Annotated in this window: 16 protein-coding genes; 5 read left to right on the forward strand and 11 right to left on the reverse strand. The window is 36.6% G+C overall.

Annotation, left to right across the window (positions count from 1 at the left end; translation table 11 throughout):
* The first annotated feature begins 1 nt into the window (after position 1).
* Positions 2-3,196, forward strand: coding sequence for a ligand-binding sensor domain-containing protein (locus BM130_RS00555; RefSeq protein ID WP_254771970.1), 3,195 nt, complete (start codon positions 2-4; stop codon positions 3,194-3,196).
* Positions 3,197-3,215: 19 nt separating this feature from the next.
* Here the strand turns inward: BM130_RS00555 and BM130_RS00560 are convergent, their stop codons facing one another.
* From BM130_RS00560 to rsfS, 5 genes are all read right to left on the reverse strand, one after another.
* Entirely contained in the window at positions 3,216-3,875 is a 660-nt protein-coding gene (locus tag BM130_RS00560) for a phosphatidylserine decarboxylase family protein (protein WP_010526977.1), read from the reverse strand.
* A gap of 31 nt (positions 3,876-3,906) precedes the next feature.
* Positions 3,907-4,713 carry a phosphatidate cytidylyltransferase gene (locus tag BM130_RS00565; RefSeq protein WP_010526976.1) on the reverse strand — a complete coding sequence of 269 codons (807 nt, stop codon included), beginning with the start codon at positions 4,711-4,713 and terminating at the stop codon, positions 3,907-3,909.
* Positions 4,714-4,800: 87 nt separating this feature from the next.
* Complete coding sequence (locus tag BM130_RS00570; protein ID WP_010526975.1) at positions 4,801-5,445, reverse strand: LutC/YkgG family protein; 645 nt, start codon at positions 5,443-5,445, stop codon at positions 4,801-4,803.
* A complete protein-coding gene (ftsH, locus tag BM130_RS00575) occupies positions 5,417-7,579 on the reverse strand; it encodes an ATP-dependent zinc metalloprotease FtsH (RefSeq protein WP_010526974.1) in 2,163 nt (720 codons plus the stop codon). Before ftsH ends, BM130_RS00570 begins: the two co-directional genes overlap by 29 nt.
* 28 nt (positions 7,580-7,607) lie before the next feature.
* Positions 7,608-7,988, reverse strand: a complete 381-nt coding sequence (rsfS, locus tag BM130_RS00580) for a ribosome silencing factor (protein WP_010526973.1) — start codon at positions 7,986-7,988, stop codon at positions 7,608-7,610.
* 521 nt (positions 7,989-8,509) lie between these two features.
* On the opposite strand from rsfS, the gene BM130_RS00585 reads away from it, so the two are divergent.
* Positions 8,510-9,250, forward strand: coding sequence for a biotin--[acetyl-CoA-carboxylase] ligase (locus tag BM130_RS00585; RefSeq protein ID WP_010526972.1), 741 nt, complete (start codon positions 8,510-8,512; stop codon positions 9,248-9,250).
* Between the two features lie 3 nt (positions 9,251-9,253).
* Here the strand turns inward: BM130_RS00585 and BM130_RS00590 are convergent, their stop codons facing one another.
* Both BM130_RS00590 and pyrE read right to left on the reverse strand, forming a co-directional pair.
* Positions 9,254-9,658 (reverse strand): hypothetical protein, encoded by a 405-nt coding sequence (locus BM130_RS00590; protein WP_010526971.1) that lies wholly within the window; start codon positions 9,656-9,658, stop codon positions 9,254-9,256.
* Positions 9,655-10,293 (reverse strand): orotate phosphoribosyltransferase, encoded by a 639-nt coding sequence (gene pyrE / locus BM130_RS00595; protein ID WP_010526970.1) that lies wholly within the window; start codon positions 10,291-10,293, stop codon positions 9,655-9,657. The genes BM130_RS00590 and pyrE overlap by 4 nt, the downstream gene beginning before the upstream one ends.
* Positions 10,294-10,300: 7 nt before the next feature.
* On the opposite strand from pyrE, the gene BM130_RS00600 reads away from it, so the two are divergent.
* The gene (locus BM130_RS00600) at positions 10,301-10,936 is read left to right on the forward strand and encodes an NUDIX hydrolase (RefSeq protein WP_044138518.1); all 636 of its coding nucleotides are present in this window, start codon (positions 10,301-10,303) and stop codon (positions 10,934-10,936) included.
* 5 nt (positions 10,937-10,941) lie between these two features.
* Positions 10,942-11,553 carry a hypothetical protein gene (locus BM130_RS00605; RefSeq protein ID WP_044138527.1) on the forward strand — a complete coding sequence of 204 codons (612 nt, stop codon included), beginning with the start codon at positions 10,942-10,944 and terminating at the stop codon, positions 11,551-11,553.
* Between the two features lie 6 nt (positions 11,554-11,559).
* Here BM130_RS00605 and BM130_RS00610 read toward each other — a convergent pair whose 3' ends face one another.
* On the reverse strand, positions 11,560-12,663 hold the full coding sequence (locus BM130_RS00610; RefSeq protein WP_010526967.1) for an AI-2E family transporter: 1,104 nt from the start codon (positions 12,661-12,663) through the stop codon (positions 11,560-11,562).
* Between the two features lie 463 nt (positions 12,664-13,126).
* Between BM130_RS00610 and BM130_RS00615 the strand changes: the two genes are divergently transcribed.
* The gene (locus BM130_RS00615) at positions 13,127-13,909 is read left to right on the forward strand and encodes an ADP-ribosylglycohydrolase family protein (protein WP_010526966.1); all 783 of its coding nucleotides are present in this window, start codon (positions 13,127-13,129) and stop codon (positions 13,907-13,909) included.
* Between the two features lie 21 nt (positions 13,910-13,930).
* On the opposite strand, the gene lon is transcribed toward BM130_RS00615, so the two are convergent.
* From lon to BM130_RS00630, 3 genes are all read right to left on the reverse strand, one after another.
* Positions 13,931-16,360 (reverse strand): endopeptidase La, encoded by a 2,430-nt coding sequence (gene lon / locus BM130_RS00620; protein ID WP_010526965.1) that lies wholly within the window; start codon positions 16,358-16,360, stop codon positions 13,931-13,933.
* 805 nt (positions 16,361-17,165) lie between these two features.
* Entirely contained in the window at positions 17,166-17,429 is a 264-nt protein-coding gene (locus tag BM130_RS00625) for a type B 50S ribosomal protein L31 (RefSeq protein WP_010526964.1), read from the reverse strand.
* 411 nt (positions 17,430-17,840) lie between these two features.
* On the reverse strand, positions 17,841-19,034 hold the full coding sequence (locus BM130_RS00630; protein ID WP_010526963.1) for a hypothetical protein: 1,194 nt from the start codon (positions 19,032-19,034) through the stop codon (positions 17,841-17,843).
* Positions 19,035-19,116 lie beyond the last annotated feature (82 nt).

Genomic DNA, 19,116 nt, shown 5'->3' on the forward strand with positions numbered 1-19,116 from the left:
TATGCGTATGGGAACCCGACCAAATAAATTGACTTTACTGATTGTTGTTCTGTTTTATATTCATTCTTACTTTCTCAAGGCGCAATCCTTCAGGTTTCAAACCTTTGATTCCAGTGTTGGGTTACCACAAAATTTTGTCTATGCTTTGGAACAAGACCAGAATGGCTATATTTGGATGGGAACAGGCGAGGGATTGGTAAAATATAATGGATTAGAATTTAAAAATTATAATCAAACAGATTCATTAGCCGACGATTTTATAACTTCACTTCATATATCTTATAAAGGGACTTTATGGATAGGCCACAACAACGGAGATATCACTCTTTATCAAAACAACCGTTTTATCCCTATTAGAATTTCTGAGACACAAAGTCCAGTTACGGCCATCAAAACACTTAATAAGGAAACCATACTTTTCGCTTGCCAAAACGAAGGATTGATTCAACTTAATACAAACACCCTTGAATATAAACTACTAAACAATGAACTATTAAAACAGAAACTCATATATTCTCTTGGAGTTCGAAATAAAATCCTTTTGGTTGGTACTTCAGAAGGCTTATATCGTATCACCCTATCACAAAAAAATACCGTTGTTTCCACCACTAAGATATCAGAAATACCTTCTACTAAAATAAATTGTATCAACCCAAGAAAAGGAATAATTGATGACTACTGGATAGGGACAGAAGATTCCGGTTTTTATTTATACTCGGAAAGAGGCGACGAAACACGTCACATTGTAGACAATTCGTTTTGTCTGAAATTTGACATTCAGTGGGAAAACATAAAAGATATTGAAGAAGAGCCTAATGGAAACCTTCTATTAGCAACATGGGGAAATGGAGTCATCAAATTATTTTTCGATCCGGATGCACAAAAATATGTTGATTCTTACAATTTTTCCATTGAAAACGGATTAAATAATAATTATACACGCGCTATACTGTGCGACCGAGAATCCAATTATTGGATAGCCACATATGGCGGTGGAACCACCCTGTTAACCAACCAGTATTATGTATTCTACCATCTTGAGACTATAGGTTTCGAAAAAAACAAATCGTTTTCTCTCTTTCGTCACGACAGCACCTTGTGGTTGGGATTGGATAAAGGATTAATAAAAACAGATCCATATTGTTTAACCAATTTTGAGTATTATGATGCTGAATTAGGAATTCCCTACGATGAAATTACAGGATTGTATCAAACAGATGAAGGGACGGTTTTCGCAGCAAGTGGAAACAAAGGGTTATTCTACCGAAATAAAAACGAATTAAAGTTCCGCAGATGGGTTTACTCAAATAACCAACTTTGTTTAAAAATACGAGACATTAAAGGTCATGGTGATAATGTTTACCTGGCTACTTACGGTGGTTTATTTATTATTAATACTAAAACAAGGCAGATCGAACACCTCACTACCGAAAGAGGGCTACCGCACAATAGTATAAATTTTGTTTACATCGATAACCATAATAACCTTTGGATAGGACCCAAAAATAGTGGTATATGCCAAATTAAAGATGCCCGAATCGAAATGCATAAAATTTCCGATTCGCCAGTTGATGTTTATGGCATGACCCAAACATCTGACGGTTCCATTTGGTTGGCAACCAGAGGTCAGGGAGTCATTCATTATGCCAATGATTCGATTCACCACTTTACCGTTAATAACGGATTAGCCAAAAATTTTTGTTACAGTATTTCTTCCGATAAAAATGACCGGATATGGGTGGCTCACCATCCCGGATTAAGTATGATTAATAGTAATACCGGGCAAGTTGAAATTTACGGTCACAACCAAGGTGTTGGATATGACTTTTATCAAATTTGGAAAGACAGTGATGAAACATTATGGTTTGTGGGCGACCAAGGTGCTATTCATTATTTCCCTAATAAACACAAAAAAAACTTAATACCTCCTGCGCTTAACTTTACTCAAATTTCTATATCTGGGAAAAATTATAATCCCGGTACCCCCATAAATTTGCCTTACCCTTATAGAAAAAACTACCAATTAAGATTTAAATTTATCGGCATCAGTTTCAAAAACCAAGATCAGGTAACATATCAATACCAATTGTTACGGAGCACTGATGAAGAAACATCCGATTGGATCGACTTGGGGAAAACCAACTTCAGGGAATATGATTTCCTCCCAAACGGTAATTATACACTTAAAGTAAGAGCTTGTAATGCCGATGGCGTAGTTTCGGATCCTATATCTTTAAGCTTCTCCATAGCTGCACCATTTTGGAAAAAACCTTGGTTTTATTTGGCCTTTATTGCACTATTGACCTATACCGTTTATTTAATTATAATTTCACGCGAAAAAAAATTAAAACGTCAAAAGGAACAACTACAGAGAGCTGTTGACATCCAAACCATTCGGCTTAGAGAACAAAAAGCATTAATCGAAAAGAAAAATCGAGATATCACTGATAGCATCAATTATGCAAAAACCATTCAATCATCTATTTTACCCCCAATTAGTGTTCTAAAATCATATTATCCAGAATCTTTCGTATTTTTTCAACCCCGCGACATAGTAAGTGGAGATTTTTATTGGTTCCATAAAGCCAAAAACCACTTTATTTTAACCTGTGCAGATTGTACCGGACATGGTGTACCTGGGGCATTCATGTCAATGATTGGAAGCACATTGTTAAATGATATTGTAAAGCGAGAAAATGTTAATTCACCGGCAGCCCTGTTAGAACGTTTGGATTTAGAAATAAAAGTTTTGTTACAAAACAGTAAAAACAAAGAAAATACTCATGATGGGATGGATATTTCTGTAATTGATATTGAAATGACTACCAATAAAGTAAGGGTTGCCTCAGCAAAACGTCCGGTTTATTTATATCTCAATAATGAATTGGTTATTTATAAAGGCAATCGTCGAAGTATTGGTGATTCATTAGTCGATGGTGATACCCCATTTGTAAACATGGAATATCAATGCCATCCCAACGATATTATTTATTTATTTTCGGATGGTTTCTCCGACCAGTTTGGAGGCCCTAAAGAAAAGAAATTTATGAAAGTTGGTATACAAAAGATGTTAAAAGAAATTCATCACCTTCCAATGGATGAACAATACAAAGCCGTACAAAAATACTTTCATGAATGGAAGGGTGACCTGGAACAAGTTGATGATGTTATATTCATGGGAATAAAACTACAATAAAATCAACACAAAATATAAATTAATCAATCCATCCGATAATAGTCTGTTTTCCTTTTACCTTTTGTCCGGGTTTAACATCAATTCGGCTGTCAAGAGGAAGAAAAATATCAACGCGTGAACCAAATTTAATAAAACCTAATTGTTGCCCCTGCGTCACTGATTCCCCTTCTTTGGCATAACAAACAATCCTACGGGCAAGAGCACCAGCCACCTGACGAACCACAATGTTTTTTTGCTCCTTTGTTTCTATTGCAATGGTTGTACGCTCATTTTCGAAAGAGGCTTTGGGGAGATAAGCTGCTTTAAAACGTCCGGAATGATGTTTCACGTAACGTATTATTCCCGATATGGGAAACCAGTTAATATGAACATTAAAAACTGACATAAATACAGACACCTGTATACATTTATCCTTCAAAAATTCATTTTCTTCAGTTTCCTCAATCACAACTATTTTCCCGTCGGCAGGTGATATAATTGCTTTGTCTTGCAAATAAATGCTACGTTTGGGGCTACGAAAAAAAGCAGCAAAAAACACAAACAGAAGGGATGATAACAGAATCGTCCATTTCAATACTGAAACAGGAGAATCCATAAAAAAATAAATAGCTGCATTACTTCCAATCAATATCAAAAAAATAACGGTTAATATTACAAAACCTTCTTTGTGAATAGTCATAGATAATTAAGTTTAAAAAAGACGTGCAAAATTAACAAAATAAAAGGTAGCAACTTACCGCCGGGGCAGAGAAAAAGACTCCATCAAACCGATCGAGCACGCCCCCATGACCGGGAAATACTTTCCCTGAATCCTTTACATTAACACTACGTTTCAACATGGATTCTATCAAATCACCATAGGTCCCCAATACTCCCACCAAACCTCCAACAACAATCCAATCTTTAAGACTCAAAATACCCAAATAGTAAAAACTCGCAATACTCACTAAAATTGTAATTAAAAATCCGCCCACTGCGCCTTCCCAACTTTTTGCCGGTGAAACACTTGGAAACAATTTGTGTCGACCCCAGAGCGACCCCGTAATGTATGCGCCGGAATCATTGGCCCATACCAAAAGAAAAAAACCTATCAACATATTAGGGTTATATTTCCCCCCAAAAAACGCCAAATGATGCAAAAAAGCAAAAGGCAAGGCCACATATAGAGGTGTAACTAACGTTGTGGCTATGTTAAGAAGCGAATTTTTATTATTCAAATATAACTCAGAAAGGAAGGCCCCACCGACAAGTGGTACAATAATTACCATCCATTGTGACGGCATATCAGCATAAAAAAAACCAAAACTTCCCAAATATAAACTCAACCCAATAGTTATTGCCCAGAATAATCTCACGTTTACATCAACCGCTCTTAACATTCGAATAAATTCATACGTGCCAAGCAAAATAACAATCGCAAATATGGTCATGTATGCCAGCGGATTCCATAATAGTCCGATAACTATTGCCAAAACAAAAAGAAATCCTGTAATGGTACGTTGCAAAAAATTACTCATAAAAAAAATATTATCATCACCAAAACCCCTATTCTAAAATGGCCTGTTAAAATTATCCATGCTTACCAATAGTCACTTTGGATGGCTTTAATAAATTATAGTTATTAACTCACGTGGACCATGAGCTCCCATAACGAGCGTCTTTTCGATATCAGCTGTACGACTGGGCCCGGATATCAGTGAAATTTGGGAAGGTCGACCTCCATATTTGTTTTCAATCTTTTCGAGACCATCCTTAATGGAATCCACAAGAAGGTCTTTACCAGCTATAACCACATGTATAGGGGGAAATATGTTAATCTTGCGACCCGAAGCGGCACTGGAAACCAGAATACTACCCGTTAAGGCAATCAAAGCTTCACAACTTGTCAAGCCCACACTTATATCCTCATCTTCTTCGCCAGGAACACACTCCGATACCGGGAGATCCAACTCCAGGCACTTTTTCTTCAACTCCTCATCGGCAACCCAAAACTGCTTCCACCCTCTTTCCTGCTTAAGTTTTCCCAGCCTCGTCCAGGCAGCGACCTCATTATTCTCAATAAAAACCTGGCCCCCCAGACTTTCAAGTTCTTGTTTAAAATAAGCAGGAGGATCCGAAATGGTGTCAAAAACATTGCCTTCCGGAACAGTTTCCGACCATCGGTCTTCCCATGCCCGCTTACCTGCTTTACGCAAGTTTGAAAGTATGATTTCTCTTGAATTATTTTGGTTGGTTTGATGCTCCTTCATTTGGCTGGTCTGAATCGCGTTTTTTTTCTTCGGCTAAATTCTTTGGCTCTGAATTGTTTTCTTTCTCACCACCTTCCTGGTTTTGATCATTCCCATTTGGATTGGAAGAAATAAAATGTTGTGTTCCACCTTTTCTTTTTCCCAAAATCCTTTCCAGGTCCTCACTGAAAATCACTTCTTTTTCAAGCAATAATTCAGCTAGCCGGGCATGTTTTTCTTTATTTTCCATTAATATTCTTTTTGCCCTGGCATATTGTTCTTCAATAATCGCAGCAGCTTCCCGATCAATAAGCTCAGCCGTCTTTTCACTGTATGGCCTGTGAAAAGAATATTCACTTTGCCCTGAAGAATCAAAGAAACTGATGTTCCCAAGCTTGGGACTCATCCCAAAATAACTAACCATTGCATAAGCCTGACGCGTCACCTTTTCAAGGTCATTAAGAGCACCAGTAGAAATTTTATTAAAAATAAGTTCCTCGGCAGCCCTACCTCCCAGAGCGGAACACATTTCGTCCAGAATCTGTTCTGTAGTTGTTAATTGCCTTTCCTCAGGAAGATACCAAGCAGCCCCCAGTGCTTTTCCTCGTGGAACAATGGTCACTTTCACCAATGGATGTGCGTGTTCCAACAACCAACTAATAACCGCATGCCCGGCTTCATGATATGCAATCCTTCTCTTTTCATCCCTACTGATAATTTTATTTTTCTTTTCAAGTCCACCTACAATTCGGTCGACCGCATCAATAAAATCTTCTTTTTCTACCAGCTTCTTATTTCGACGGGCAGCAATTAAAGCAGCTTCATTACAAACATTAGCAATATCGGCACCTGAAAATCCCGGAGTTTGTTTGGCTAAAAATTCGGGACTTACATCTTCTTTAAGTCTGAGTGGCCGTAAATGAACTTTAAAGATATCTATTCTCTCGTTCAAGTCGGGCAGTTCGACATGTATTTGACGGTCAAAACGTCCAGCACGCATTAAGGCCCGGTCGAGAATATCAGCACGGTTCGTAGCAGCAAGAATAATAACACCACTATTAGATGCGAAACCATCCATTTCGGTAAGAAGCTGGTTAAGGGTGTTTTCGCGTTCATCATTACTGCTGAAACCTGCATTTTTACCACGAGCACGCCCAATAGCGTCTATCTCGTCAATAAATATGATACAAGGCGCTTTCTCTTTAGCCTTGCGGAACAAATCTCTTACACGAGAGGCACCCACCCCTACAAACATTTCTACGAAATCAGAACCCGACATGCTAAAAAACGGCACATTAGCTTCACCTGCAACAGCTTTTGCCAATAATGTTTTTCCGGTACCGGGAGGGCCAATCAACAAAGCACCTTTAGGAATTTTCCCGCCTAATTCGGTAAATTTCTCAGGTTTTTTGAGGAATTCAACAATTTCTTCCACTTCTTGCTTTGCCTCCTCAAGACCGGCAACATCATCAAAATTTACTTTGATATTCGACTCTCGGTCAAACATCTTGGCTTTTGATTTACCAACACTAAAAATATTACTGGCTCCTCCTCCGCCGGCTTGTGAGCTCATCCTGCGAAACATAAAAATCCAAATAATAACCAGCAATAAAAGGGGCCAAACCATCCCGATAAAATCCCGGAAGAAATTAACTCTCTCTTCATATTCTACCGGAATCTTAATATCATTTTTGTTTTCAGCATCTTTACGAGCTTCCTCAAAACGGTCAATGGTAGGAATCTTAACCGCAAAATGAGGTCCTATTTTGGTTGGTGTATATCCATTCCTGAACAATTCACTGTGCTCGTCCAGGGCAGCTTCATTAAGTGTAACTTCTGCCACACCTTCATTGGTCACAACCACTATTTTTTTAATGTCCCCACTGGGCAAAAGTTGGTCCTCGAACAGGCTATAAGACAAACTTTGTGGACCCTGGCCCAAATTAAAAGTACTTACTACGATGAGGGCAATCAGGATTAATCCGTAAATCCAATACACATTAAATTTGGGCATTTTAGGTCCTTGCGACTTATCGCCGCTGTCAGAACCTCTCCCCTGATTCCTCAATGGTTGTTTGGAATCTCTCTGATATTTTTGGGATTGCTCTTGGTCTTGAAATTGACCTTTGTATTTTTCTGTATTATTTTTTGTCATATAAAAAAAACACTAATAAGTAATCTGTTTAAAATAAATTTTCTATATCAGCTCTGTCGGCATCAGCCCACAAATCTTCCAAATTATAATAATGCCTTGTAGCACTTTGAAATACATGCACCACTACATCCAAATAATCCAACAATATCCATTCTGCGTTTTCCCTCCCTTCAACATGAAGGGGCTTTTCACCGGCATTTTTTCTAACCACTTCTTCTACTGATTCGGCAACAGCATCAACATGAATATTGCTATCCCCTTCACAAATTACGAAATACTCAGCAATACTGTTTTCAATACATCTGAGATCAAGAATGGTAATATTCTTCCCTTTTTTTTCTTGTATTCCTTCAATTACTGCTTTTACCAATTTATCGGTTAAAATAACTTCACTCTTATTTCCTGTCATTAACAAATTTGTTTTTTCCAACTTTAATATCTGGCCAATTGTATACAATTTATATGATAGTAATCTTTCTAGTTAGAGGTTTAACTTACATTCTACCCTCTTTAATTGTTCAACTAAAACTCAAATAAATTTTAGGTTCAATCTGAAAAGTCACAATTAATCCTCTTGGCTCCATAGTTCTACATTGTTTCATCAACCATAAAATTTATTTTATTCCCTGATGGAATTCACCTGGCTTAAGTTTATATATTTTACTTATTGTTAGGCAACCTTCTTAGTCATGCTCCTTTTATTGCTGTTTTCTGGTACAATTTAATTGATTTTTCTGGCACCAATTTCTTAACATGCAGATTTAAAATTATCAATTTTATTAAATTACTCATCCCTATGCCACAAACTGGAAAAAACAATGCCAAACTTAATTTGCCTTCAAAGATAATACTTTAATAGAACATATATGCCTATTTTTGTCATCAGCCATCTCAGCGGATGACAAAATGACTTAATAAATAACCAGAATTATGGAGCCAATTCCGGAAATAATCCAATTAAAAAGTATCCCATCGACCAATTCCTATTTAAAAGAGCTTTTAAAACAACGAAATCTTGCCGAATGTTCTGTAGTTATCACTCATAATCAAACCAGAGGTAGAGGCCAAATCGGTAATTCATGGGAATCAGAGCCAGGGAAAAATCTTACCTTTTCGATTGTATTCTATCCCGATATTATTCCAGCATCTCACCAATTCATCTTTTCAAAAACCATATCTGTAGCACTGGCTGTTGCCCTTGAGGAGTTTATCACACCCATAGACATTAAATGGCCTAATGACCTCTATTATCAACATCAAAAACTGGGAGGAATTCTGATTGAGAATTCCCTTGAAGGCAACAGCATTAGTCAGTCGGTCGTGGGAATCGGAATAAATGTTAATCAAACGTCATTTTCTGCTATTGTCCCCAATGGTATCTCAATGAAAATGATTTCTGGGAAAGAATGGAACCTGCAAACCATTTTTCAAAAACTTCATGAATCATTAATTAAATTTTATCAAGAATTAATCGAAGGCAATACCACAACCATAGAAGAACAATACCTGTCACATCTCTATCGAAAATCAGGTTATTTCAAATATCGTGACAAAAATGGAGAGTTTTTGGCAACCATTTCGACCATAGAACCTTCCGGACATCTATGTTTAAAACGACCGGATCAAACCATTTCGAAATATGCTTTTAAAGAAGTAGAATTTATTCTTTAGAAATTAGTAGGTATGCGAAGCAATAGCTTCTGCAAGAAGGCCAACAAATTTCTTTAAGGGACCACTAGCCACCATCTTTAGCATGGGATTTAGATCGGCATCTAATGTTACCTTAATTTTTGTGGTCGATGAATCTATTTCCTTCAATTGAACCCATAGAAAAAAATTAAACGGGACAGAACCATCGGCCGTATACTTTACCATTTTATCAGCATCTTTGTTAACAATTTTTAATCCAAACTGTCCTAAACCTACAACTTCGAATCGACAACTATCTCCAAAACTTTGCCAATTACTTATCTTATCTTCTGGAAGAAGATGGTCAAAATTATCGAAATTGGAAAGCACCTGATAGATCGCAGAGGCAGGCTGATTAACATCTTTTATTTCGCTTTCAAATCGTGTCATAATGATGGTTTCCAATTTTCAGGATCTTCTTTCCATTTCGCCAAGGCACTCAAATCATCACCAGAGATATATCCCCCTTCAACAGCTGTTTTAATAAGGGTTTGATAATTACTCAATGTTTCAAATTCTACGTTTGCTTTCGAAAAATTATCTTCAGCAACTTTAAATCCATAAGTAAAGATAGCCATCATCCCCAGTACTTCACCACCGTTATTTCTCAAAGCTTCAACAGCTTTAAGACTACTACCGCCGGTAGAAATAAGATCTTCTATAACTACTACTTTTTGTCCGGGTTTTAAATCACCCTCAATTAAATTTTCCAGACCATGTCCTTTAGGGCTCGACCGGACATAAACAAAGGGTTTCCCCAACAAATCAGCTACCATAGCGCCCTGAGCTATAGCCCCGGTAGCCACACCAGCTATTACGTCTACCTCAGGCCAACGTTCCATAATACGCCTGGCAAATTGTATTTTTATAAAATTCCGAATATTTGGATAAGAAAGAGTTTGCCTGTTATCGCAATAAATAGGGGATACCCATCCCGAAGCCCAGGTAAATGGGTTTGCAGGTTGCAGTTTTATTGCTTTTATTTGCAATAATTGGCCAGCAATTATTTCTTCTAACTTTTTCATGACGCAAATGTACAAGATATTTTTTAAAGAAAGAGTCCTCTTGTTAACAAACCAAATTGATTCAGTCTTAACACCCGATTTCTCAGCTATCCATAAACTGGGAAGCGAGGGAGAATTAAAAAAATTTATCCAGGACTTTCTATCTCATGAATCTCACAAAGAGGCATATATTTATCACCACAATGAAGTAGAACTATTCCGGCGATTAAAAAAACACTTTAAATACATACCTGCTGCAGGCGGATTAGTATGGGATCGGAATAAAAAAAAGTTTTTAGGACTTCATCGAAGGGGGTGCAACGATTTGCCCAAAGGAAAATTGGAAAAAGGCGAAACCTTTGAGACTGCAGCAATCAGAGAAGTGAGCGAAGAATGTAATATTGGCCATCTTCAAATTCTTAGACCTTTAAAATCGACTTTTCATATTTACCATTTAAATAACCTTCCTATTTTAAAAGAAACCAAATGGTTCGAAATGATCTATCATGGCGAAAAAGCCCCATCCCCACAAAAAGAAGAAGACATAAACCAAGTTAAATGGATTGGCCCCGAAAACATCGAGTCATTTCTGGAAAACACTTACCCTTCTATTAAAGATCTCATTAAAATATCTTTTGATAACTTTGCTAAGTTCAAAATATAATGCAAATGACCGATCACGAACAAGCTTTCATTCGTTGGAAAGAAGATACCAGACGTGAAGCTTTAGAAAAAGAATTAACCCGACTAAAAAAAGAAATTACCCTAAAAAAACATTTACAAAGAAAAATCATAACTCTATTAATAATTGTTTCCACACTTCTAATATTTTCTTTGGCATATATATTTTTTCACCAGTTGTTTTCGAATCCTATCTCAAGAGAGGTTTCCAACGAAATCATTTCTGCGAAAGAATCACAGCTTCAAAGAGAAATCGCATCAGATTCGGTAGCAAAAATCAAACAGCTTATCATACTACCCTCCACCACTGACACACTACGATTTAAATTACCTGACGATGGCATAATATTTAGTGTTCAGGTAGGCGCTTACATTAATACAGACATGTCGAAGTTTAAGCAAAATATGATTTCTCTGCGTCAAATTGATTATGGTGGCATTAACCAGTTCACCCTTGGAATTTTTACTACTTATGAAGAAGCGTTGGAATTTCGGGATATTGTAAGAAAATTAGGATTCAAAGAAGCATATATTACCGCAATACAAAACGGACAAAGAATTAATATTCGAGAAGCGCTTCAACAAAGAGGCATTCAATAAACTTACTTACATCCTATCGGTTAGTTTTTTCACAACCTCATTATTGTTAAAAAACTCTCTGGCAATAACCCGAATTATAGTATACACAGGGATAGCAAAAAACATCCCTAATACTCCAGCCAAGTAACCGCCCCCAAGAATTACAATAAAAATTTCCAAGGGATGTGCTTTAACACTGCTTGAAAAAATAAGTGGCTGAAACAACATATTGTCCATTAACTGAACAAATACATAAACCAAAAGCATCCCCCCCAAAAACGACAAATAAGAATAAGGCAAAGGTAATTGTAGATATACCAGGGTACCCACACTTATACCAAAAACTGCACCAAAAAGTGGTCCCAAATAAGGGATAATATTCATTAATCCACTAATTATTCCAATAATAGCTGCATGGTTGAAACCTATTCCCAACACTGAAAAACCGATTGTCACTATAGTTCCTACCAAAGTGGTTTGAATAAGAATCCCAAGAAAATACCTTCTTAAAAGATATCTGATTGATAACAACGCATGCCGGATACCCGATTCATATTTTTGAGGTACAAATAGCAAGATTCCACCTATAAGTAAGCCCTCCTCTTTCAAAAAAAAGAATGTAATAAAAGATATTGAAAAGGCAGCAATGAATACACTTCCAAAAAAACCGGCCAGCGATGTAAAAAATATTCGTACCTTGTCAAAATTCAAAAGTGTAAGAAAAGCTTCTTCAAATTGCCGTTCCAAACTACTTACAATTGTTTGACCAAACTCTGAATGACGCAAAGGTGCAAATATATCAGAAAGCAGTTTCCCAACCTTTTCTAAAGCCATCGGGACATCTATCCTTGAAAAAAACTGAACTTCCGACGCTATTAACGGGACTGTAAAGCGAAAGAATAAAATAATTACAATCCATAGCGTTAATACTGTTAATAAAGCAGAAATGGTTTTACCTATCTGAAATTTCCCTATACGAATACGACAGAAAAGATCAAATATTGGGCGAGTTACTAATGATAAAACAGCAGAAACGACAACAAAAATTACAATTGACCGAAAATACCATAACAAAAAAACACCACTAAAAATGGCTACAATAAGAAACAAATATTTTAAAAATTGCTTCATTTATTCTACTCAAAAAAATTTCACATAAAACAATTTAAGACTAATTCTTTATCGCTATTTAGAACAAATGAACTTATTTTTTTGTAACAGATACATATAAACTCATCAGTTACATAATTATTGCATGAAAATTTCGCCAATTTTACAAACTTAAATAAGGCAGATACCTCTACATAAAGTTAATTATAAAATGTTCCCATTTAAATAGCAATCAATACTCCAAAATCAAACTTTTCATTCATCTTACAAGCATAAAATTATTCAATTGTTCTATATGTTTTAGCAATCTCATAACATTCAAATATACGAATTTACACCGACAAGAACCATTTAAACCCCTTGTAAAAACAATTTTTCAGGACTCACAATAATTTTTACAAAAAAAATTTGTTTTTAGCTCAAAACTTATCATATTAGCTGTACTATTATTTTTATAACCCAAACTTAAAAACCTAAACAAACTATGAAAGGAGCCATCATTGGAGACATCATAGGTTCTGCCTTTATAACAACCAATACTTCAAATACTGACTTTCAACTATTTCAATCAACATCGGCTTATACCGATGACACGATATTAACCCTTGCTACCGCCGATGCAATCCTAAACCATAAAGACTATGAAAAGACACTTAAAGAATGGGTTCGGTTATTTCCCAAAGCGGGATACCGCCCCCAATTCCTCAGTTGGGCTTTATCTGATAATACAAAACCTTACCTCAGCAAAGGTGATGGAGCAGCCAGAAGAATCAGCCCAATCGGCTTTGCTGCTAAAAGTATTGATGAAGCCCTCACTGAGGCTGAAAAAAGCACTATAGTAACTCATAACATTCCCGAACGTATCCAGGCAGCCAAAGCCGTTGCTGCCGCCATATACATCTGCAGAGAGTCAGGCACTAAAAAAGAAATCAAAACTTTCATTGGACAAGCTTTTGATTATGACTTCTCTCTTACTGTCAACGACTGGAAAAAGATAAAGCTCACACCCCAAAACAATATTTCTCCAGTACTACCAGCCTTTGCAGCTTTTATGGAAGCCACCGATTATGAAGAAGCTATCCGTTTAGCCATATCAATCGGAGGCCCCAGCAACACAATCGCCTCAATCACAGGTGCCTTGGCAGAAGCGTATTTTAGACACATACCCAAATCAATTGTACGTAAGGCCCTTTCACGCACCAATACAAAAATGCAGGCTATTATATCGGCTTTTGACGAAAAATATTTTTCTCATTCAATAAAATAAAAACTATAATTCAAATCTTATCTATTTTTCCTCTAAAGCCATATTTAATACTTCCTTTATTTCATCCACATAATGAAAGGTTAATCCATCAATATATATTGGCTTAATTTCTTCAATATCTTTTTTGTTTTCTTGCGGAAGTATTATTTCTCGGATTCCTGCCCGTTTGGCAGCCAGTATTTTCTCTTTTATGCCTCCCACTGGCAACACCTTACCCCTTAGAGTAATTTCGCCCGTCATAGCAATCCGTGCTTTTACTTTTTTACCAGTAAAAGAAGACGCCAATGAAGTAACAATTGTAATACCTGCCGATGGTCCATCCTTTGGAATCGCACCTTCCGGTATATGAACATGAACATTCTGTTCATCAAAAGCTTTCTCATCAATATTCAAATACCGCGCATGTGATTTTAAATATTCCAAAGCCAGCATGGCAGACTCTTTCATCACATCACCCAGATTACCGGTAAGAGATAACTGCCCCTTACCCTTACTTAATCCGCTTTCAACAAAAAGAATCTCACCACCAGCAGCCGTCCATGCTAATCCAGTAACAACACCTGTAAACTTATTATCTTGCCAGGTTTCTTTAGAATACTTTTCAATACCCAAAAATTCTCTTAAATCGGAAACGGCTATAGTCTTTTTTACCTCTTTATCAGTAGCCAGTTTTAGTGCAATTTTTCTGAACAGCCGCGCCAATGTCTTGTTCAGCTCTCTTACCCCTGATTCTTTAGTGTAATGCTCAATAATATAAGCCAACGTGCGCCTCGAAACAGAAATTCTACCCTTGGGAATTCCATGATTTTCCATCTGCTGAGGTATCAAATGCCGCTTGGCTATCTCTATTTTCTCTTCCAACACATAGCCACTAACATCAATCAACTCCATACGATCGAGCAAGGGCTGTGAAATGGTATTCAATGTATTAGCCGTAGCAATAAAAATAACCTTTGAAAGGTCAAAGTCTACTTCCAGAAAATTATCGTGAAAAGCATTATTCTGTTCTGGGTCCAAAACTTCGAGTAAAGCAGATGCTGGATCACCATGGAAACTATTGCTTATTTTGTCAATCTCATCCAGGATAAATACCGGATTGGCTGATCCAGCCTTTCGCAGCCCCTGGATAATTCTGCCCGGCATGGCTCCGATATAGGTCTTACGATGACCTCGTATTTCAGCCTCATCGTGCAAACCACCCAATGACATTCTGACATACTTACGACCTAAAGCCTCAGCAACCGACTTCCCCAAAGAAGTTTTACCTACTCCGGGAGGCCCATACAAACAAATAATGGGAGATTTCAGATCCCCTTTTAATTTTAATACGGCCAAATGCTCCATGATGCGCTCTTTCACTTTTTCAAGGCCGTAATGATCTCTGTCTAATATCCGCTGAGCACGTTTAAGATCAAAATTATCTTCAGTATATTCATTCCATGGCAGCTCCAATAAAGTTTGCAGATAATTGTACTGTATTGAATATTCGCCTGAAGCAGGATTCAGTCGATGTAGTTTTTCAAGTTCTTTTTTAAATAGTTCAGCAATTTCATTTGACCATTTTTTTTCGGAAGCTTGTTTTTCCAGCTCTTTTATCTCTTGTTCTAAAGGACTTGAGCCCAGCTCATCCTGAATGGTTTTCATTTGCTGCTGCAAAAGATATTCCCGTTGCTGTTGATCGATGTCTCGCTTAACTTTCGACTGAATGTCATTTTTTATTTCTAAAAGCTGCACCTCACGAACTAAAAATTCGACCAAACGCATTCCCCTGTCTTTAAGATCATGAATTTCAAGCAACCGCTGCTTCTCTTTTACGGGAATATCGGTATTGGACGAAATATAATTAATTAAAAAGGCCGGACTTTCAATATTGCGGATAGCAAAAGAAGCTTCGGGCGGAACATTGGGATTTTGTTTTATCAAAGTAAGAGACAAATCTTTTAGAGAAGAAACAACCGCCTCATATTCCCTTGTGCTGTCCCCTTGAGGTTCAGTATCCTCAAGTAAATGAATACGCCCCACAAAATAAGGATCATCGCCCAACATTTCTTCCAACTCAAACCGTTTCTTGCCCTGGATTATTACCGTTGTAGAATTATCCGGCATTTGCAGTATCTTTATTATACGAGCTACAGTTCCCGTTTTATACAAATCTTTTACTCCGGGGTCATCAACTTTATAATCTATTTGGGTAAGTGCACCGAAATAACCTTTCGTCTCATCAACATCTTTAATAAGGCGATGGGACTTTTCCCTACCTATTGCAATCGGAATAATTACTCCTGGGAACAATATGGTATTTCGTAAAGGTAATATGGGCAATTCCGTTGGAATTGGAGAATCATCAGTATCTTGTTCCATATCTTCTCCTATGATAGGGATAAATTCCGGTCCCCCTTCAGCATAATCACTCATCCCAACGACATCAATACTAATTTTAAAATCATCCATAAGTTTTATCTCCGTAACTCAATTAGTCTTTTTTAAAGTGTCAATATGACAGGAAACCGCATGTCATCCAAGTTCTCAGTTAATTTTTTTCTTAAACAATGCTTCCGGCCAAAACTTGTGAAACAAGTGGTTTTAATCCCTGAACTTTTGACAACAACAAAAATGGCAATAATTTCTGTTCTGATTTTAATCCGCAAACTAGGCCGAAATCCGCTTATTTCTTTATTAATTGCTTGAAGTAGCAATATACATACCAAAGAAAAGGTATTATATTTTCAGCATCTCCTCAAAAACAGAAAAAGATTTCCAGTAATCAAAATTTTTCAAATAAATTTTTCTGTATAACTGATTGAACATGATAAGATTCGCCGACCTAATAACTTATATAAATCTGTTTTGGTCTTGCTTATTCATCCGTATAAAATTTACTTATTTAATTGAACTATTGGTGCTTAAAATTAGTCATTAGTGGTTAGTCGTTAGTGATTAGTCGTTAGTGACTAGTCGTTAGTCACTAGTCCATTAACACTAATGACTATTCACTAATGACTATTGACATCTTCTGTCTTCTGCCTGTGCACTTCTGCCTCAGAGTTTTATACATGCTCTTTTGTGGCAAAAGCCGCCATGCTCGTTTCATTCGTATACATTTAATATAAGTTATTGGTCGAATGGAACTCGCATGACTTAAAGATTATTCATGTTCTTGTCCTGACAAACCTTCTTATTCATGCTCGTTTCAACTGTTTAAAACAAAAAACCCCGGAATATCCGGGGCACAAATATATTTTTTAAACGTTTATCGTTATTTTTTCTTGGCTTCAAAATGCTTTTTATACCTGTTACGGAACTTATCAACCCGCCCGGCTGTATCGACAAGCTTCATTTTTCCTGTATAGAACGGATGGGAAGTACTTGATATTTCCAATTTTACCAACGGATACTCAGTACCGTCGATTTCAATGGTTTCACGAGTATTTACCGTTGAACGGGTGATAAATGTATCGCCATTGGACATATCTTTAAACGCTACCAAGCGATAATTGTCTGGATGAATTCCCTTTTTCATGGTTTAAAATATTTTTCTATCCTCAAATTCAGTACGTATCTCATTTCGGTGAATTGAAAAATTACATCCACCCTAATCGGACGGCAAAATTAATCAATCAATCAACAATCACCAAAACTTTTTAATAAAAGATTTTCCTCCACTTCACATTTTTGCAATAATCATTAAAATCCAAAATACCATCACCTTTTGCCCACTAATCCGAATGTTTTTTAAAATAAAAAAATGAGCTCTGTCCCATCGATAAAAAGAAAAACCTCGAAATCACCTAAATTAACAACAGAATCATTTTTATGCGGGTTTACACAAATCTCATAATTTGCTCAAATTTCATCCTTTAAATTTTGAACCGATGTTTATAGAACGACCAATAGACAAAGGTGATTTTTTTGTTCGAAACAAAATATCGCATCATGACAAGAGTTTTTCTTTTGTATCCACTGGGATAGCAGAGGCTCTTTGTTTTTCCTTTCTTTTAGTCTCATCAAACAGATAACGATAAGTTATATGTTTCTTAAAAAATTCAGCTCCCACGGATTCATGCAGTGCTCGCATTTTCGGATTGAAATCCCCAACCCATGAAAGCTCCATCTCTTTTATCCAAGGTTTTTTATCAACTACTTTTCTCAAATGCCAAAAAATACCCGATTCTATACCATTTCTTTGCCAACGCGGCCGAATACCCATAATAACTACTCTCGTCCGAGTCATAACTTTTCTCCATTTCAAATAAATAAATCTCAACTTATTAATGAAATTCATTTTACCATTGAAATGTTTCAGTATTTGATTTACATCCGGAAACTGCACAAAAAAACCAATAGGTGTATCTTCATAATAGGCAAACCATATCAATTCCTCATCCATAAAGGCCTTGGTCTCATTTAAAGCTTTCCGCAATGTATCGGCCTTCATTGGTGTGAAATTCTCATGAAATTGCCAGGCATCATTGTAGATTTCAATAAAATCCTGAATAAACTTTTCGCTATCTTTCCATGTAAAATGACGAAAATGATACCCGGGTTTTTTCCCAATCCATCCCGCAATTTTCCAAAACCTTTCCGGGAAAGGTTTTTTAAGGTCCAACAGATTGGTTACCTGTTCGAAATAATTCTCAAATCCATACGCTTCAAAAAAATCTTTGTAGTAGAGCGGATTGTACTGCATCCCAAAGGAAGGAGGAGCAAAGCCTTCAACTAACAAACCCCAAAAATTGTCATTTTCACCAAAATTTATCGGACCATCCATCGCTTCCATGCCTCTCTTTGACAGCCATTCTTTAGCTGCATCAAAAAGCTTAAATGCCGCTTTCTCATCATTGATACACTCAAAAAATCCCATTCCACCGGTAGGTTGCTGAAATCCATAAGCCTTTTTTTCATTTATAAATGCAGCAATCCTTCCTATGGGAGTATGTTCATCATTTAACAAAAGAAAACGAGTCGCTTCACCGTGCTGAAAAAAATCATTGACGGCGGGATCAAAAACTTCTTCAATCATTATATCCAAAGGACGGATATACGAATCATCATTTTTATAAATGATTTTTACTACATCAAGAAATTGTCGTTTTTCTTTATCTGTTTTTACCTCTATTATATGCATACTTTATATTCTTATTAAGTCAAAAACTTTACTTTATTAACAATGCCACCAAAGTTAATTATTTTGTATAATCTACCTAAAC

Origin of the sequence: Thermophagus xiamenensis (assembly GCF_900112795.1) — a bacterium.
In the GTDB taxonomy this organism is placed as follows: Bacteria; Bacteroidota; Bacteroidia; order Bacteroidales; family Marinilabiliaceae; genus Thermophagus; species Thermophagus xiamenensis.

Coding starts and splice junctions, on each gene's coding strand:
- BM130_RS00615 (WP_010526966.1), top strand. CDS start 13,127: ATGAAAGGAGCCATCATTGGAGACATCATAGGTTCTGCCTTTATAACA.
- BM130_RS00585 (WP_010526972.1), top strand. CDS start 8,510: ATGGAGCCAATTCCGGAAATAATCCAATTAAAAAGTATCCCATCGACC.
- pyrE (WP_010526970.1), bottom strand. CDS start 10,293: ATGAAAAAGTTAGAAGAAATAATTGCTGGCCAATTATTGCAAATAAAA.
- BM130_RS00610 (WP_010526967.1), bottom strand. CDS start 12,663: ATGAAGCAATTTTTAAAATATTTGTTTCTTATTGTAGCCATTTTTAGT.
- BM130_RS00625 (WP_010526964.1), bottom strand. CDS start 17,429: ATGAAAAAGGGAATTCATCCAGACAATTATCGCTTGGTAGCGTTTAAA.
- ftsH (WP_010526974.1), bottom strand. CDS start 7,579: ATGACAAAAAATAATACAGAAAAATACAAAGGTCAATTTCAAGACCAA.
- BM130_RS00630 (WP_010526963.1), bottom strand. CDS start 19,034: ATGCATATAATAGAGGTAAAAACAGATAAAGAAAAACGACAATTTCTT.
- BM130_RS00560 (WP_010526977.1), bottom strand. CDS start 3,875: ATGACTATTCACAAAGAAGGTTTTGTAATATTAACCGTTATTTTTTTG.
- BM130_RS00590 (WP_010526971.1), bottom strand. CDS start 9,658: ATGACACGATTTGAAAGCGAAATAAAAGATGTTAATCAGCCTGCCTCT.
- BM130_RS00565 (WP_010526976.1), bottom strand. CDS start 4,713: ATGAGTAATTTTTTGCAACGTACCATTACAGGATTTCTTTTTGTTTTG.
- BM130_RS00555 (WP_254771970.1), top strand. CDS start 2: ATGCGTATGGGAACCCGACCAAATAAATTGACTTTACTGATTGTTGTT.
- lon (WP_010526965.1), bottom strand. CDS start 16,360: ATGGATGATTTTAAAATTAGTATTGATGTCGTTGGGATGAGTGATTAT.
- BM130_RS00600 (WP_044138518.1), top strand. CDS start 10,301: ATGTACAAGATATTTTTTAAAGAAAGAGTCCTCTTGTTAACAAACCAA.
- rsfS (WP_010526973.1), bottom strand. CDS start 7,988: ATGACAGGAAATAAGAGTGAAGTTATTTTAACCGATAAATTGGTAAAA.
- BM130_RS00605 (WP_044138527.1), top strand. CDS start 10,942: ATGACCGATCACGAACAAGCTTTCATTCGTTGGAAAGAAGATACCAGA.
- BM130_RS00570 (WP_010526975.1), bottom strand. CDS start 5,445: ATGAAGGAGCATCAAACCAACCAAAATAATTCAAGAGAAATCATACTT.